Source organism: Nocardia sp. XZ_19_369, assembly GCF_015355715.1.
Lineage (GTDB): Bacteria > Actinomycetota > Actinomycetes > Mycobacteriales > Mycobacteriaceae > Nocardia.
Map to the genome: position 1 here is coordinate 574,608 of NZ_JACVED010000002.1, position 16,475 is coordinate 591,082.

At 66.8% G+C, this 16,475-nt stretch carries 12 protein-coding genes and 1 riboswitch; of the genes, 10 read left to right on the plus strand and 2 right to left on the minus strand.

Going from position 1 to position 16,475, the window contains the following annotated elements; genetic code table 11:
- Positions 1-9: 9 nt before the first annotated feature.
- The 9 genes from IBX18_RS08620 to IBX18_RS08660 all read left to right on the plus strand — a co-directional run bounded on the left by IBX18_RS08620 (position 10) and on the right by IBX18_RS08660 (position 13,199).
- On the plus strand, positions 10-2,454 hold the full coding sequence (locus IBX18_RS08620; protein ID WP_194833201.1) for an FAD-dependent oxidoreductase: 2,445 nt from the start codon (positions 10-12) through the stop codon (positions 2,452-2,454).
- Positions 2,455-2,458: 4 nt separating this feature from the next.
- Positions 2,459-3,622, plus strand: coding sequence for an N-methyl-L-tryptophan oxidase (solA, locus tag IBX18_RS08625; protein ID WP_194833202.1), 1,164 nt, complete (start codon positions 2,459-2,461; stop codon positions 3,620-3,622).
- Entirely contained in the window at positions 3,603-4,772 is a 1,170-nt protein-coding gene (locus tag IBX18_RS08630; protein ID WP_194833203.1) for an aromatic ring-hydroxylating dioxygenase subunit alpha, read from the plus strand. Before solA ends, IBX18_RS08630 begins: the two co-directional genes overlap by 20 nt.
- Before the next feature lie 5 nt (positions 4,773-4,777).
- Positions 4,778-6,259 carry an aldehyde dehydrogenase family protein gene (locus tag IBX18_RS08635; RefSeq protein WP_194833204.1) on the plus strand — a complete coding sequence of 494 codons (1,482 nt, stop codon included), beginning with the start codon at positions 4,778-4,780 and terminating at the stop codon, positions 6,257-6,259.
- Positions 6,260-6,317: 58 nt separating this feature from the next.
- Complete coding sequence (locus IBX18_RS08640) at positions 6,318-7,847, plus strand: APC family permease (protein ID WP_194833205.1); 1,530 nt, start codon at positions 6,318-6,320, stop codon at positions 7,845-7,847.
- Positions 7,840-9,399, plus strand: coding sequence for a GMC family oxidoreductase (locus IBX18_RS08645; protein ID WP_194833206.1), 1,560 nt, complete (start codon positions 7,840-7,842; stop codon positions 9,397-9,399). The genes IBX18_RS08640 and IBX18_RS08645 overlap by 8 nt, the downstream gene beginning before the upstream one ends.
- A gap of 12 nt (positions 9,400-9,411) precedes the next feature.
- Positions 9,412-10,197 (plus strand): IclR family transcriptional regulator, encoded by a 786-nt coding sequence (locus tag IBX18_RS08650; RefSeq protein WP_107656845.1) that lies wholly within the window; start codon positions 9,412-9,414, stop codon positions 10,195-10,197.
- Positions 10,198-10,400: 203 nt separating this feature from the next.
- Positions 10,401-10,495: riboswitch (glycine riboswitch) on the plus strand.
- Between the two features lie 41 nt (positions 10,496-10,536).
- Positions 10,537-11,832, plus strand: coding sequence for a serine hydroxymethyltransferase (glyA, locus tag IBX18_RS08655; protein WP_194833207.1), 1,296 nt, complete (start codon positions 10,537-10,539; stop codon positions 11,830-11,832).
- A complete protein-coding gene (locus tag IBX18_RS08660) occupies positions 11,829-13,199 on the plus strand; it encodes an L-serine ammonia-lyase (RefSeq protein ID WP_194833208.1) in 1,371 nt (456 codons plus the stop codon). Before glyA ends, IBX18_RS08660 begins: the two co-directional genes overlap by 4 nt.
- 166 nt (positions 13,200-13,365) lie before the next feature.
- On the opposite strand, the gene IBX18_RS08665 is transcribed toward IBX18_RS08660, so the two are convergent.
- Positions 13,366-14,394 (minus strand): sorbosone dehydrogenase family protein, encoded by a 1,029-nt coding sequence (locus IBX18_RS08665; RefSeq protein WP_228540602.1) that lies wholly within the window; start codon positions 14,392-14,394, stop codon positions 13,366-13,368.
- Positions 14,395-14,576: 182 nt separating this feature from the next.
- Here IBX18_RS08665 and pqqA point away from each other — a divergent pair, with 182 nt between their 5' ends.
- Positions 14,577-14,693: a pyrroloquinoline quinone precursor peptide PqqA gene (pqqA, locus tag IBX18_RS08670; RefSeq protein ID WP_147128148.1), complete on the plus strand. Its 117-nt coding sequence runs from the start codon at positions 14,577-14,579 to the stop codon at positions 14,691-14,693.
- A gap of 15 nt (positions 14,694-14,708) precedes the next feature.
- Here pqqA and IBX18_RS08675 read toward each other — a convergent pair whose 3' ends face one another.
- On the minus strand, positions 14,709-16,319 hold the full coding sequence (locus IBX18_RS08675) for a PQQ-binding-like beta-propeller repeat protein (protein WP_194833209.1): 1,611 nt from the start codon (positions 16,317-16,319) through the stop codon (positions 14,709-14,711).
- Between the last annotated feature and the right edge of the window lie 156 nt (positions 16,320-16,475).

Below are 16,475 nucleotides of genomic sequence, written 5' to 3' on the forward strand. Positions count from 1 at the left end.
AGGCACCCTTTGGCTAACCCGAAAGTTGTCATCATCGGAGCCGGGATAGTCGGGACATCTCTCGCCGACGAAATGACCGCACGCGGTTGGGCCGATATCACCGTGCTCGACCGGGGCCCCCTCTTCCGCACCGGCGGATCCACCTCGCACGCACCGGGTTTGGTGTTCCAGACCAACCCGTCCAAGACGATGACCGAGTTCGCCCGGTACACCACCGAAAAGTTCGGTGCGCTCGACCATTCGGACGGGCGGGCCTTCGACCCGGTCGGTGGCCTCGAGGTGGCCACGACCCCGGACCGCTGGCGCGACCTGCACCGCAAGGCGGGCTGGGCGCAGTCGTGGGGGATCGAGGGGCGCCTGCTGGATGCGTCCGAATGCGCGGCCCTGTTTCCACTGCTCGATATCGACCAGGTTATCGGCGGATTCCACACTCCGGCAGATGGTTTGGCGAATGCGCTGAACGCCGCGGCGGCTCAGGCGCGGGCGGCGACAAGTCGTGGCGCGCGTTTCCTGCCGAACCAGGAGGTGCTCGGCATCGCCGAGAGCGGTGGCCGAGTGGTCGGTGTGCGGACGGCCGACGGCGTGCTCGCGGCGGATATCGTCGTCTGCGCGGCGGGATTCTGGGGTGCGGAGTTGGCGCGAAAGGTCGGCCTCGTCGTGCCGCTGGTGCCGATGGCTCACCAATACGCCAAGACCGGACCGCTGGCCGCGCTGGCAGACCGCAGCCGGGCCGCAAGCCTGCCGATCCTGCGTCATCAAGATCAGGATTTGTATTTTCGCGAGCACGGCGATCGCATGGGCATCGGCTACTACGGCCACGCCCCGATGCCGGTGGACATGTCGACGCTGGAATCGGCCACCGCAGGCGAGGCGATGCCCTCGATGCTGCCCTTCACCGAGGCCGATTTCGCGCCGGCCTGGCGGGAATCGATGACATTGCTCCCGGCGCTCGGTGATTCGAAACCGGAAGAAGGCTTCAACGGGATATTTTCCTTTACCCCCGATGGCTTTTCGATCATGGGTGAGCACCGTGACCTCGCGGGATTCTGGGTCGCCGAGGCCGTATGGGTCACCCATTCGGCCGGCGTGGCCAAGGCGACGGCGGAATGGATCATCGACGGCGCGCCGGGCACCGACGTGCACGAGTGCGATCTCTATCGTTTCGAGGACGTCGCGCGCAGCGGGGAATTCATCATGCAGACGAGCTCGCAGGCCTTCGTCGAGGTCTACGACATCATCCATCCGCACCAGTATCGGACGGCGCTGCGCGGGCTGCGGACCAGCCCGTTCTACGGTCGCCAGCAGGAACTGGGCGCGTTCTTCTTCGAGGGTGGCGGCTGGGAGCGCCCCGCCTGGTACGAAATCAATGCCGCGCTGGCGCAACGACTTCGCGACGACGGGTTGCCGTTCCCGGTCCGCGACGAATGGTCGAGCAAGTTCTGGTCGCCGATCGCCGTCGCCGAGGCGCACTGGACCAGGGAACGGGTCGCGATGTTCGACATGACGCCGCTGACCCGTTACGAGGTCGCCGGTCCCGGCGCGCTGGAACTCCTCCAGCGGCTCACCACGAACAATCTGGACAAGAGTGTCGGCTCGGTGACCTACGCGCTGCTGCTCGACGAGACCGGCGGTATCCGCAGCGATTTGACCGTCGCCCGGCTCGGTCCGCAACGGTTCCAGGTGGGCGCCAACGGTCCGCTGGACTTCGACTGGTTCAGCAGGCACCTGCCCACCGACGGATCGGTACTGCTGCGCGACATCACCGGCGGCACCTGCTGTATCGGCGTGTGGGGTCCGAACGCGCGAGACCTGGTGCAGCCCTTGTGCTCCGACGATCTCTCGCATCAGTCGTTCAAATATTTCCGGGCCCTGCACACCCACCTCGGCGCCATCCCGGTCACCATGCTGCGCGTCTCCTACGTCGGCGAGCTCGGCTGGGAGATCTACGCGACCGCTGAATACGGCAACGCGCTGTGGGATCTGCTGTGGGCGGCAGGCGCCGCGCACGAGGTCATCGCGGCGGGCCGGATCGCGTTCAACAGCCTGCGCGTCGAAAAGGGTTACCGCAGTTGGGGAACCGACATGACCGCCGAGCACCTGCCCGCCGCCGCGGGTCTCGACTTCGCGGTGCGGATGACCAAGCCCGACTTCATCGGCAAGAGCGCTCTGGAACAGGCCGCCCCGCCGGGAAAGCTGCTGCGCAGCATTGTCTTCGAGAGTCCCTCGGCGATCGTCCTCGGCAAGGAACCGGTTTACCTGGACGGCTCGTGCGCGGGATACGTGACCAGCGCGGGCTACTCGGCCACCCTCGGCCGCTGCATCGCCTATGCCTGGCTACCCGCTGCGGTCGACGTGGGCGACACCGTCGAGGTCGACTACCTCGGCTCCCGCTACCCGGCGACGGTACACACCGAGCCGGTGGTGGATCCCGAGATGTCCAGGATCAAGAGGTAGCGACATGGCCACGGCTACACAGGGTTACGACGTCATCGTGATCGGCGTCGGCGGCATGGGCAGCGCCGCCGCCTATCACCTCGCGGCCCGCGGCCAGCGCGTGCTCGGGCTGGAGAAGTACACGCCCGCGCACGACCGAGGCTCCAGCCACGGCGGTTCCCGCATCATCCGGCAGTCGTATTTCGAAGACCCCGCCTATGTTCCGCTGCTGCTGCGGGCCTATGAGCTCTGGGAGCAGCTGGCCATCGACGCCGACCGCGAAGTCATTCGACGCACCGGTGGCCTGTATCTCGGCCCACCGGACAGCTTGACGGTCGCGGGCAGCCTGCGGGCGAGCCGCGAATGGTCGCTGCCGCACCTGGTTTTGGAGTCAGTCGACATCCGCCGGCGTTTCTCGCATTTCACGCCCGCGCCCGACGACATCGCGGTGTACGAGCCCAATGGCGGGTTCGCCCGCCCCGAACTGACCGTGCAAGCACACATCGACCTGGCGCTGCGTGCGGGCGCGACCCTGTCGTTCGGCGAAGAGGTACTGCGCTGGGCGGAAACTGATTCCGGCGTAACGGTGACCACGACCAGAGCTACTTATCACGCGGATCAGCTCGCCGTCTGCCCCGGCGCTTGGGCGCCACAGTTGCTGGCGGACTTCGGCATTCCGATCACCATCGAGCGTCAGGTGCTCTACTGGTTCGATCCGGTCGGTGGGACCGCCGCGTTCGAAGACCAGCCGATCTATATCGCCGAGGATGAGTCCGGCACGCAGATCTACGGCTTTCCCGCCATCGACGGACCGACCGGCGGGGTCAAGACGGCGTTCTTCCGCAAGGGCATCGTCTGCACGCCGGACACCATCGATCGCGTCGTGCACCCACCCGAGATCGAGGAGATGCGCGACCGCGTCGCCGCCCTGGTTCCGGCCGTCTCCGGTCCGTGCGTCCACACGGCGACCTGCATGTACTCCAACACCCCCGACCAGCATTTCGTGATCGCCCGCCATCCCGGCGGCACCCGCGTCACCATCGCCTGCGGCTTCTCCGGTCACGGCTTCAAATTCGTCCCGGTGGTGGGCGAGATCCTGGCCGACCTGGTCATCGACGCGAAGACCGCGCATCCCATCACACTTTTCGATCCGCAAAGGTTGGTGACCAGTGGAAACAACCTCGCATAGCGATTCCGGTGGGGCGACGCATGCGCCACCGGCGCTGATTCCGACCCTGGGTGGCAAGTGGTACGTCGACGACGCCGTCTTCGCGGCCGAACAGGAGCAGCTCTTCGAACGAATGTGGTTCTGCGCCAGCAGAACCGGCGATGTCGCACAGCCCGGGCAGTTCAGGCGGGTGCAGGTCGGCCGCGAGAGCGTCCTGATCGTGCGCGGTCGCGACGAGAAGTTGCGCGCGTTCCTGAACATCTGCCGCCATCGCGGCGCGATGCTGTGCACCGAGGACGCCGGACAGGTGCGCCGCAACCTGCAGTGCCCGTACCACGCGTGGACCTACGGACTCGACGGCACCTTGGTCGCCGCGCCGAACATGGGTGCGCTGAAGGACGCCACCGGCGCGGACATCGATCGGGTGGCCTACGGCCTCGTCCCGGTCGCGTTGCGCGAATGGCTCGGCTACGCCTGGGTCTGCCTGGCCGACGAGCCCCCGTCGTTCGAGCACGACGTGATGGGCGCGGTCACCGAACGCCTCGGCGACCCGGCGGCGATCGACGCCTACGAGATCGACACCCTGGAAGTGGGCCGCCGGGTGGTCTACGACGTCGCGGCGAACTGGAAGCTCATCGTGGAGAACTTCATGGAGTGCTACCACTGCGCGACCATCCACCCCGAACTCACCGAGGTGCTGCCCGAATTCGCCCAGGGCCTGGCCGCACAGGTGTTCGTCGGCCACGGCGCCGAATTCGGACCCGATATCGCCGGATTCACCGTCGACGGTTCCCCGGGTTTCGACCGGCTACCGGGGGTTACTCCCGAACAGGACCGGCGCTACTTCGCGATAACCATCAGGCCGACAGTTTTCGTCAATCTGGTCCCGGATCACATCATTTTTCACCGGATGTTCCCCGTGTCGGCCGACCGCACTATCGTCGAGTGTGATTGGTTGTATACCAAAGATGTGGTCGCCTCGGGACGAGATGTGTCCCGTTCTGTCGAATTGTTCCACCGGGTCAACGAGCAAGACTTCGCGGCATGTGCGCGAACACAACCGACCATGTCCTCCCGCGCCTACGGTAAGGGCGGGGTGCTCGTGCCCGCAGAGCACCACATCGCGGAGTTCCACGAATGGTTGTCCTGTCGGATCGGTGACGTGAGGTGAATGTGATGAATGGCGACCCTGATCTACTCATCGGCGGTCGATGGACGCACGCCGCGGACGGCGGGCTGCGGCAGATCACCGACCCGGCCAACGGCGCGGTCGTGGCCACGGTGGACGAGGCGACACCGCAGGACGCGCGCGACGCCGTCGCCGCCGCCCGGGCCGCGTTCGATGAGGGGAGCTGGGCCGCCACGCCGGTCATCGATCGGGTGGCGCTGCTGCTGCGGATCGCCGACCTGCTGGCCCGCGACAAGGAGCGGCTGGCGCGGCTGGAGACGGCGGACACCGGGAAGACGCTGGTGGAGAGCCGGATCGACATCGATGACGTGATCTCGGTGTTCCGCTATTACGCGGGCTTGGTCGGGGTGCAGTCGGACCGGCTGGTCGACGTGGGCGATCCGGCGGTGATCAGCCGGGTGGTGCGCGAGCCGATCGGGGTGTGCGTGCTGATCGCGCCGTGGAACTACCCGCTGCTGCAGATGTCCTGGAAGGTCGCTCCCGCGCTGGCGGCGGGCTGCACGATGGTGCTCAAGCCGAGCGAGGTCACCCCGCTGAGCACGATCGAGTTCGCCCGACTCGCCGAGGAGGCGGGTGTTCCCGCCGGGGTGTTTAACCTGGTGCAGGGGAGCGGCGCGGTTCTCGGCACGGCGTTGACCGACAACCCGGAGGTCGATTTCATCTCGTTCACCGGCGGGCTCGCCACCGGCCGGACGATCAGCCGGGTGGCCGCCGAGCACGTCACCAAGGTGGCGGTGGAGCTCGGCGGCAAGAACCCGCACATCATCTTCGCGGACGCCGAGTGGAACAGTGCCGTCGACCACGTGCTGACCGGGGTGTTCCTGCACTCCGGGCAGGTCTGCTCGGCGGGCACCCGGTTGATCATCGAGGAGTCCATCGCCGACGACTTCGTCGCGGAACTGGCGACCAGGGCCGAGCGGATCCGGGTCGGGCCCGGCCTCGATCCGGCCAGCGAGACCGGCCCGCTGGTCTCCGAGGAACACCGCGCGAAGGTGGAAGCCTATGTCGCACTAGGTATTTCGGAAGGCGCGAAGCTGGTGACCGGCGGCGCCAGGCCCGACGACCCCGCGCTGCGCGACGGCAGCTTCTACCTGCCGACCATCTTCGACCGCTGCGACCGGTCGATGCGGCTGGTGCAGGAGGAGACCTTCGGTCCGATCCTGACGGTCGAGCGCTTCAGCACCGAGGCCGAGGCGATCCGGCTCGGCAACGACACCGAATACGGTCTCGCAGCGGGGGTTCGGACCTCGGATGCGGCCCGGGGCGAGCGGGTGGTGCGCGCGCTGCGCCACGGCACGGTGTGGCTCAACGACTTCGGCTATTACACCGCCGGCGCGGAATGGGGCGGATTCAAGAGATCCGGCAACGGCCGCGAACTGGGCCCGACCGGATTGGCCGAATACCAAGAAATCAAACACATTTGGCACAACACGGCACCGAAGCCTGCGGAGTGGTTCAAGGGCGTCTGATCGTAGTTTCATTGTCGGCCGGACAGCCCGTACCGGCCATTACCGCGAAAGAGTAACGATGGTAGTCACAGAGCGCGGGGTGCCCGACGGTACCGGCATGGCGGATTTCGGCTACAAGGAATCCCTCGACCGCAGCATCGGGAAATTCGCCAGCTTCGCGGCCGGGGTCAGCTATATCTCCATCCTCACTGGCACATTCCAGCTGTTCTATTTCGGATTCGGCAGCGCCGGACCCGCGTATCTGTGGTCGTGGCCGCTTGTTTTCGTCGGACAGCTCGCCGTCGCGCTGTGCTTCATGGAACTCGCGGCGCGCTATCCGGTCGCCGGGTCGGTCTACAACTGGTCGAAGTCGTTGGGCAGCAGAATAGTCGGGTGGTCGTCGGGCTGGCTGATGCTGACCGCCTCGATCGTGACGCTGGCCGCTGTCGTGCTCGCGCTGCAGCTGAACTTGCCGCGACTGTGGAGCGGCTTCCAGATCATCGGCGACGGGACCGGCGAGTACGACTACGCGACCAACGCGGTGCTGCTCGGCACCATCATGATCCTGTTCACCACCACGATCAACGCACTCGGCGTGCGGCTGATGTCCCGGATCAACAGCGCGGGCGTATTCATCGAACTCATCGCGGCGGTGCTGATCGTGATCATCTTGGCGGCCAACACGACTCGTGGTCCGCAGGTGTTCTTCTCGACCCACGGTTACGGCGCGGGGGAGTCCGGCGGCTATCTCGGCGCATTCCTGGTGGCCTCGCTCGCCTCCGGCTACGTGATGTACGGCTTCGACACCGCGAGTTCGCTGGGTGAGGAGACGGTCGAGCCGCGGCGCACCGCGCCGAAGGCCATCCTGCGCGCCGTGCTGGCCTCGTTCGTGATCGGCGGGGGCATTCTGGCCTTCGCCGTGATGGCGGCGCCCGATCTCGACGATCCGCAGATCGGCAGCTCCAGCGGCGGGCTGCAATACATCGTCGAACAGGTGATGTGGGGTCCGCTCGGCACGATCTTCCTGTGCTGCATCGTGATCGCGGTGACGGTGTGCTCGCTCGCCGTGCACACCGCCGCCATCCGGTTGACCTTCGCGATGGCCAGGGACAACGCGCTGCCGTTCGGCGAGAAGCTCGCGCGGGTGCATCCCAAGACGCAGACGCCGGTGATTCCGGCCATCCTGATCGGCGTCCTCGCCGCGCTCATCCTGGTGGTCAATGTCGGCCAGCCCAAGATCTTCACCGTGCTGACATCGATCGCGATCATCATGATCTACCTGGCCTACCTGATGGTGACCGGGCCGATGCTGAAGAAGCGGCTGCAAGGGCAGTGGCCGCCGAAGGAACTGGCCGAAGGCGGCTACTTCACGATGGGACGGTGGGGCATGCTCGTCAATATCGTCGCGGTGGTGTGGGGCATCGGCATGGCGCTCAACCTGGCCTGGCCGCGCCCCGGGGTGTACGGCAGTCCCTGGTACAACACCTGGGGTGCGTTCGTCTATATCGGGCTGATCCTCGGTTCCGGCCTGCTGTGGTACGCGGTGAAGGGGCGCAATCGAATCGGCACGTTGGCCTCGCACGCCGCGGAGGTGCGGGCCGATGGCTGACACGGTGTTCGACTACGTGATCGCGGGCGGCGGGACCGCCGGGTGTGTGCTCGCCGCCCGGCTCAGCGAGGATCCGGACGTGTCGGTGTGCCTGCTGGAGGCGGGTCCCTCCGATGTCGACGATCGCGCGATTCTCGAACTCACCCGCTGGATGCACCTGCTGGACTCCGGCTACGACTGGGACTACCTGATCGAACCGCAGGAACGCGGCAACAGCTATCTGCGCCATGCCCGCGCGAAAGTGCTAGGCGGATGCTCCTCGCACAACTCCTGTATCGCCTTCTGGCCGCCCGCGGAGAATCTGGACGAGTGGGCCGCCCTCGGCGCGAAGGGGTGGAGCGCGGCCGAGGTGCTGCCCTACGTCACGCGGCTGGAGAACAACGACGCGCCCGGCGAGCAGCACGGGCGCACCGGACCTGTTCGGCTGCGCGATGTTCCGCCCGTCGACCCGTGCGGCCTGGCGGTGCTCGAAGCGGCAGCGGCGGTGGGTTTGCCGACGGTGCAATTCAACCGGGGTGCCACCGTGCGCAACGGGGCGGGCTGGTTCCAGATCAACGCGGCCGAGGACGGCACGCGCATGTCGACATCGCACGCATACCTGCATCCGGTGCTGAACTCGCGCCCGAATCTGGTGGTGCGCACGGACTGCCGGGTCAGCGAGATCCTTTTCGACGAGGCCCGCGGCGCGACCGGCGTGCGCTACCAGCGCCCCGACCTCACCGGCTACGACACCGTCTCGACCCGGCGCGAGGTCGTCGTCACCGCGGGTGCCATCGATACGCCGAAGTTGTTGATGCTGTCCGGGATCGGGCCCGCCGATCATCTGCGGGAGATCGGCATCCCGGTGCTGGTCGACGCGCCCGGGGTCGGCGCGAATCTGGACGACCATGTGGAAGGGCTGGTGTTCTGGGATGCCGCCAAGCCGATGGTTGAGACTTCGACGCAGTGGTGGGAGATCGGGCTCTTCGCGACCACCGACGAGGCGTTGCGCCTGCCGGACGTGATGATGCACTACGGCAGCGTGCCGTTCGATATGAACACCCTGCGCCACGGTTACCCGACCACCGACAACGGTTTCTGCCTGACCCCCAACGTGACCCAGGGACGCTCACGCGGCACCGTCCGGCTACGCACCCGTGACTTCCGGGATCGGCCGAAAGTCGACCCGCGATACTTCACCGATCCGGACGGTCACGACGAAAAGGTCATGCTCGCCGGTATCCGGCTGGCCCGCAAGATCGCCGAGCAGTCGCCGCTGCGCGAGTGGGTCGCCGCCGAGCTCGCACCCGGACCGGACGCGACCACCGACGACGAACTGCTGAGCTATATCCACGCCACCCACAACACCGTCTACCACCCGGCCGCCACCGCGCGGATCGGTGCGCCCGAGGATCCGCTGGCGGTGCTCGATCCGGAGCTGCGGGTGAAGGGGGTGTCGCGGCTGCGGGTGGTCGACGCGTCCGCGATGCCGAAACTGCCCGCGGTGAACCCGAACATCACGGTGATGGCCATGGCGGAGAAGTGCGCGGACCTGATCAGGGGATCAGCCTAGAATGACGGCGTCATGGCGAAACAGGATGGTGAGGACACAGGTAGGGCCGCTGCGGTGCAGTCGGTCGACCGCGCGCTGCTGGTGATGGAGATCATCGCCAAGCTGGGGCAGGCCGGCGTCACGGAGATCGCCGCCGAACTGGGTGTGCACAAATCTACCGTCTCCCGGTTGGTCGCCGTGCTGGAATCACGCGGTTACGTCGAGCAGCTCTCCGACCGCGGCAAGTACCGCCTGGGTTTCTCCATCGTCCGGCTGGCCGGATCCACCAGTGCCCAGGTCGATCTCGTCGGGCAGAGCCAGGGCGCGTGCAACGCGCTGGCGGCCGAAACCGGCGAGACCACGAATATCGCTGTGCTGGACGGTAATCGGATCATCAATATCGTCGAAGCGGCGGGTACCGGCTCGATCGCGCTGCGGTCCTGGGTCGGGCAGAGCTGCCCGGCACACGCCACATCGAGCGGCAAGGTGCTGCTGTCCGGACTCGCACCGGCGGCGCTGCGCAAGCAGGTGGGTCCGAAGCTGGAGGGCTACACCGTCAACACGCTGACCAAGGTCGCCGATCTGGCCGCCCAGCTCGTGGCGGTGCGCGAGAACGGGTGGGCAAGCGTGCGTGAGGAATTGGAGATCGGGCTGAACGCCGTCGCCGCCCCCGTCTTCGACAGCAACGGCGCGATCGTCGCGGCACTGAGCGTTTCGGGGCCGTCGTATCGGCTGGGTCCGGACCGCTTCGCGCCGATGGCGGAACTGGCGATCGCGAGCGCCGCGGACATCAGCCGGCGGCTCGGCTACTTCGGCTGACGGGCCGGGCTGGTGCGGCCGGGGTTCGCCATTGACAACGCGCGCGGCCGCCGACAATACTGAGTGCCGTATTGCGCAGTTGTTGCGCTATATGCAACAACTGAATATTCGCCGCACACGCAGCGGGAGATCTTCATCCAGTCGATGGAGAGCCGAAGGAGCAACACCTCCCGGGAAACTCTCAGGCCCAGTACCGCTGCGCATCAGGCAACTCTGAAAAGTAGTGCATCGAGGCACTCGCCGACGGGGCAAACGCGTAACGCGTGAATCTCTCAGGCCCTAGGACAGAGCGGGAGGAGCCACACTTACGCGCGCGCACGCGTCGACGAAAGGCTCCCCATGGCAGATCCCGCCGCCGATCTCCGCACCCCACTCGATGTCTCCCTGCGCGAATTCGACCCGGTGGTCGCCGCCATGGTCGATCGGGAGACCGACCGCCAGCAGCGCGGGCTGGAAATGATCGCCTCGGAGAACTACGCGCCGCTCGCGGTGATGCAGGCCCAGGGCACCGTGCTGACCAACAAGTACGCCGAGGGCTATCCGGGACGCCGCTACTACGGCGGCTGCGAGCACATCGACGAGATCGAGTCGCTGGCCCTGTCGCGGCTGCGCGCGCTGTTCGGCGCCGAATACGCGAACGTGCAACCACATTCGGGTGCGCAGGCGAACGCCGCGGTGATGCACGCGCTGCTGCGGCCCGGTGACAGCATTCTCGGCTTGGCGCTGGATCACGGTGGTCACCTCACGCACGGCATGAAGATCAACTTCTCCGGGCGGCTGTACGACGTTGCGGCATACCATGTTCGGGCCGAGGACCAGCTGGTCGACATGGCCGAGGTGGCGCGCCTGGCCGAAGAACATCAGCCGAAGCTGATCATCGCGGGCTGGTCGGCTTATCCGCGGCAGCTGGACTTCGCCGAATTCCGGCGGATCGCCGACCAGGTCGGCGCCTACCTGATGGTCGACATGGCGCACTTCGCCGGTCTCGTCGCGGCCGGGTTGCACCCCTCGCCGGTACCGCACGCACACGTCGTCACCTCGACCACGCACAAGACGCTGGGCGGGCCGCGCGGCGGATTCATCCTCGCCACACCGGAATTGGGCAAGAAGCTGGATTCGGCGGTGTTCCCCGGCCAGCAGGGCGGACCGCTCGAGCACGTGATCGCGGCCAAGGCGGTGGCCTTCAAGATGGCGGCCGAGCCTGCGTTCCGCGAACGGCAGGAGCGGACCCTCGCGGGTGCCCGTTTGCTGGCCGAGCGGCTGCTGGCCGAGGATTGCCGGGCCGCCGGTATCGGGGTGGTCAGCGGCGGTACCGACGTGCACTTGGTGCTCGTCGATCTGCGCGATGCGCCGTTGGACGGTAAGCAGGGCGAGGATCTGTTGCAGCGACTGGGAATCACGGTGAACCGCAACGCAATTCCGTTCGATCCGCGACCGCCGATGGTCAGCTCGGGCCTGCGGATCGGTACCCCGGCGCTGGCCGCGCGCGGCTTCGATATCGCGGCGTTCACCGAGGTCGCCGACATCATCGCGACGGCGCTGTGTACCGGCGAGGCCTCGGCGGCGCTCACCAAGCGGGTGGACGCCTTGGCGCAGCAGTTCCCGCTGTACGTCGGAATGCGGAATCCGGCGTGACCATCAGCGTTTTCGACCTGTTCCGGGTCGGTGTCGGTCCGTCGAGCTCGCACACGGTCGGGCCGATGCGCGCCGCGGCCGCGTTCGTTGAGCGATTGAAAGACCTCAGCGTGCTGCACGAGACGGCCGCGCTGCGGGTGGAGCTGTACGGGTCGCTCGGGGCGACCGGGCGTGGTCACGGCAGTGTCGAGGCGATCGTCGCCGGACTGTCGGGTGCGCAACCCGAGACCGTCGACCCGGACGCCATGCGCGCCACCGTGGCCACGGCACGCGCCGCCGGCCGGTTGTATCTGGGCGGTGTGCACTCGATCGCGTTCGCCGTGGACGAGGATGTCGAGTTGCTCGGGCTGACGCGGTTGGCCTTCCACACCAACGGCATGCTGTTCGCCGCGCGTGACGCGGCGGGGCGGGTCCTGCTCGAGCGCCGGTATTACTCCGTCGGTGGCGGTTTCGTCCTCGACGAGGACGAGATCGACGGGCGTACGGTCGAGGCGCCGGTCACCGTCGCCTATCCGTTCCGCTCGGCGGACGAGCTGCTCGCGATCACCGAGGCCACCGGGCTGTCGATCAGTGCGGTGGTGCTGGCCAACGAAATGTCTTCGCGCAGTGCGGATCAGGTGCGCTCAGAGCTGCTCGGCATCTGGGATGTCATGCAACGCTGTGTGGCGCGCGGGATGTCGACGGGCGGGGTGCTGCCGGGCACGCTGCGGGTGCGGCGGCGTGCGGCGAATCTGTTCGAGCGGCTCGGCGCCGAAGCGGAGGACAACGACCCGCTGCGTGCGATGGAGTGGGTGACGCTGTACGCGATGGCGGTCAACGAGGAGAACGCCGCGGGTGGCCGGGTCGTCACCGCGCCGACCAACGGCGCCGCGGGCATCATTCCCGCTGTGCTGCACTACATTCAGCGTTTCGTCACCGGCGCCGACGAGGACAGCGTGGTCGAATTCCTGCTCACCGCAGGCGCGATCGGTCAGTTGATGAAGGAGAACGCGTCGATATCCGGTGCCGAGGTCGGCTGCCAGGGTGAGGTCGGTTCGGCCTGCGCGATGGCCGCCGCCGGACTGGCCGCCGTCCTGGGCGGCACGCCGCGGCAGATCGAGAACGCCGCGGAAATCGGCATGGAACACAACCTCGGCCTCACCTGTGACCCCATCGGCGGACTGGTGCAGATCCCGTGCATCGAGCGCAACGGGATCGGGGCGGTCAAGGCAATCACCGCGGCTCGCATGGCGATCCGCGGTGACGGGATGCATCATGTCTCGCTGGACCAGGTCATCCAGACCATGCGGGCGACCGGGGCGGACATGCTCGACAAGTACAAAGAGACCTCGCGCGGCGGTTTGGCGGTAGCGGTGGTGGAGTGCTGAGGCTCTAGGGCCTGTCGCAAAGTCCCATCCGGCGCCTCCGGGGGCTGGATCGCCGCCTGGCCGCGTTGTCGTCGTCGCCGATACAAACCCGGTATCGGCAACTCCTCCGCCTTGCCAGGCGACGATCCAGCCCCCGGATGCATCCGGCCGGACTTTGCGACAGGCCCTAGCGGGCCGGGAACCGGATGACTCGATCGTCGCCGGCCCGGACGGTGCCGCGGCCGTCGGTGTTGGAGGTGGTGAGCCACAGCGCGCCGTCCGGTGCCACCACCGGGGTGCGCAGCCGGCCGTACTTGCTGCGCAGCTGCGCTACCGGGCGGTCCAGCGTGCCGTCGGCGCGCTGGGGGATGGTCCACAGTCGCTGGCCGCGCAGTGCGGCGACGTACAACGTGTTCGCGGTGATCGCGAGGCCGGAGGGGGAGGCTTCACTGGTCGACCAGGTGACGAGCGGGTTGGTGTAGCGGCCGTTCTGGGTGTCGCCCTTGCCTTCCACCACGGGCCAGCCGTAGTTGCGCTTCGCCTCGATCAGATTGACCTCGTCGTAGGTGTCCTGCCCGAACTCGGTGGCGTAGAGCCGCCCGGTGGCGTCCCACGCCAGACCCTGCACGTTGCGGTGGCCGAGGGAGTAGACCGGTGAATTCGGCGTGGGGTTGCCCGGTGCCGGTTTGCCGTCGGGATCCAGTCGGAGAATTTTGCCGTTGGGGCTGGCCGGGTCCTGCGACCTATTGCGTTGTCCGGCGTCGCCGGTTCCGACATAGAGCATGCCGTCGGGGCCGAACGCGATGCGGCCGCCATTGTGAATGTTGGCCTTCGCGATTCCGGTGAAGATCGCTTGCGGTTGCCCGTCCAGGCGGAAGCGCACGATCCGGTTATCACCACTGGCCGTGAAATAGGCGTAGACGTAACCGTTTTCGGCATACTTCGGCGAGACGGCGAGGCCGAGGAGTCCGCCTTCGCCGCGCGCGACCACGCCGGGCACCCGGTACACCTGGGTGGGTGTGGTGCCGGGTGCGACGCGCTTGATCACGCCGGTATCGCGCTCGGCTACCAGGGCGGCGCCGTCCGGGAGGAAGGTCAGACCCCACGGCGCGTCGATGTCCCGACCCACCTCTTGCGGGGCATTGAGGTCCGGGGTGCCTGCCGCGGTGACCGGTCCCGCGAGGGAACTGGGCAGCGCGACGAAAAAACTTGCCATTACAGCGATCACAGCGGTGCCGGCATAATGTGCCGCACTTCGAAGTGTTGAAGTCATAGCTAAGTAGAGCCACATCCCGGCGGTCATCTCGACTGGAGAACGACTGGGGAAGATAACGGGTGTACGGCGTCTTAGGCTCATGAAGTCCGAGCCTTTCTCGAGCGACAATCGGAGGCATTCGCATGCACGCAAGCGGCCAGAACAGCATTCTCGAGGTAGTCAAGAAGGCTTGGCATCGACCCGATTTCGCCTTCTTCGATACCGCTCTCGAAATCACCGCCTACGCGGGCCGTAGCTGATATCAATCCATCCGGTTACGGCAGGCCGAATGCCAGCAGGACATTGCCCGGCATGCCGGTGGTGATCTGGCGTCCGTAACCGGAGTTGGTGAACACCATGCCGTTCGCGACGACGGCGCCGTGACCGTTGATGCCGCCGCCGAGGCCCGGCACGCCGTTCACCGTCTTGAACGGTTTCGCGGTGTTGTATTGCCAAAGGATCGCGCCGGTGTCGGCTGAAAAGACACGCATCTTGCCGTCCATGCTGCCCTCGTAGACCAGGCCGGGGGTGGTGGTGACGGCGTTCGGCATGGCGAGCTGGCACAGCGGGGACATCGGTACCGGCGGCACATTGATCAGGCAGCCCTCGGTGGGATTCGGGGTAGCCCAGATCATTTCGCCGGTGGCCGGGTTCAGTGCGTACAGCGTGCCGGGTTGCGCCTGATAGGTGGCGACGTACAAACGGTTGCCGTCATAGCTTGCGCCCCATTGGATGCCTTGCAGCGACTCCGAGCCAGGGGCGGGCAGAATCGGTTTCGGCGTGGACAGCCGGGTCTGCCAGATGATCTCACCGGTGGTGGCGTCGAGCAGGTGGTAGACGCCGCTCTTCTGGCCGGCGCCGACAACCAGGCGGTCGTTGATCTCGAAGAGGTTCGGGTGCGAACCGAAGTCGAAGTCGTGGCCGGGGTCCGGGCAGTTCCCGCCGGGCGGCGGTATTACGCAGCGGCCGTTCCAAGGTGGATCTCCCGGCGTCATCCGTCGAACCCACCGGGACGTCCCCGTGTCGAGGTCCAGCGCGCCGATCGCTTCCGCCCCTTCGGGATAGCCGCTGTAGGGGTTGCCCGAGGTGTAGTAGAGCGTGCGCGATTGCACGTCGAGAGTCTGCGAGGACCAGACCGGTGCACCGCTGGGGGCGAAGTTCGGTTTGCCGCCGGTCGGCTGTGGTTGCGGGATCGTGTAGTACTGCCACTGCACGTCGCCGGTCGCGGCGTCGAGCGAGACGACACTGCCGCGGAAGGTGCAGCAGGGGTAGTGGTCGCTGGTGGCCTGGCCCAGCTCCTGGCTGGACACGCCGACATAGATGTGACCGTCGAACACCAAGGGCGAGCCGGTGATGATGGCGAACGGGTGGGGGTCCAACTGGCGGACCCAGCGCTGCTGACCGGTCGCCGCGTCGAGGGCCCACATCCTGGCGGAATTGTCGCCGAAGTAGACCAGGCCGTCCGCGACCGCGGGCCCATTGCGCAGACCGAAGGTCGGAAGATTGCCGCCGAGCGGCGTTTCGGCTTGGAACGACCATCGGGTCGCACCGGTATCGGCGTCCAACGCGTAGAAGGTGCCGTTGCGGCCGCCGACGTAGACGGTGCCGTCCACGACCGCGGGCTGACTGGACGCGGCAATGGTTTCGGGGAAGGCGAACGCCCACTTCAGCTGCAGCGAGCCGACGGTGGCCGGGGTAATGGCGGTTTCGTGGGGATTGTGCCGAGACCCCTGGAGGTCGTATTGCCACATCGACCAGTCACCCTCGGCGACGGTGGACTGTCCGAAGCTGGTGCCGGTCATCAGCAGGACGGCCGCGATCGCCAGGATGGGTAGGCGCAGAGACGAACCGCGTCGGCGGGGCGTTGCGTTTGTTTTCTTGTGCATGGGGGTGGCTCCTAGCCCGGACTCAGGAGTTTGCTAAGCCATACGAATTACAGGAGCGTCAAGCATGTTACCCACGCCGCTATGACGTTTCGGGCGACCGGCGTGCGCGTTCGGCTATCGGTTCGGTTACGGCATCGAAAGCAATCATGCAGCGAC

Excerpts from the sequence above, each read along its gene's own strand:
- solA (WP_194833202.1), top strand. The coding sequence starts at position 2,459 with ATGGCCACGGCTACACAGGGTTACGACGTCATCGTGATCGGCGTCGGC.
- IBX18_RS08635 (WP_194833204.1), top strand. The coding sequence starts at position 4,778 with ATGAATGGCGACCCTGATCTACTCATCGGCGGTCGATGGACGCACGCC.
- IBX18_RS08640 (WP_194833205.1), top strand. The coding sequence starts at position 6,318 with ATGGTAGTCACAGAGCGCGGGGTGCCCGACGGTACCGGCATGGCGGAT.
- IBX18_RS08645 (WP_194833206.1), top strand. The coding sequence starts at position 7,840 with ATGGCTGACACGGTGTTCGACTACGTGATCGCGGGCGGCGGGACCGCC.
- IBX18_RS08650 (WP_107656845.1), top strand. The coding sequence starts at position 9,412 with ATGGCGAAACAGGATGGTGAGGACACAGGTAGGGCCGCTGCGGTGCAG.
- glyA (WP_194833207.1), top strand. The coding sequence starts at position 10,537 with ATGGCAGATCCCGCCGCCGATCTCCGCACCCCACTCGATGTCTCCCTG.
- IBX18_RS08665 (WP_228540602.1), bottom strand. The coding sequence starts at position 14,394 with ATGGCAAGTTTTTTCGTCGCGCTGCCCAGTTCCCTCGCGGGACCGGTC.
- pqqA (WP_147128148.1), top strand. The coding sequence starts at position 14,577 with ATGCACGCAAGCGGCCAGAACAGCATTCTCGAGGTAGTCAAGAAGGCT.
- IBX18_RS08675 (WP_194833209.1), bottom strand. The coding sequence starts at position 16,319 with ATGCACAAGAAAACAAACGCAACGCCCCGCCGACGCGGTTCGTCTCTG.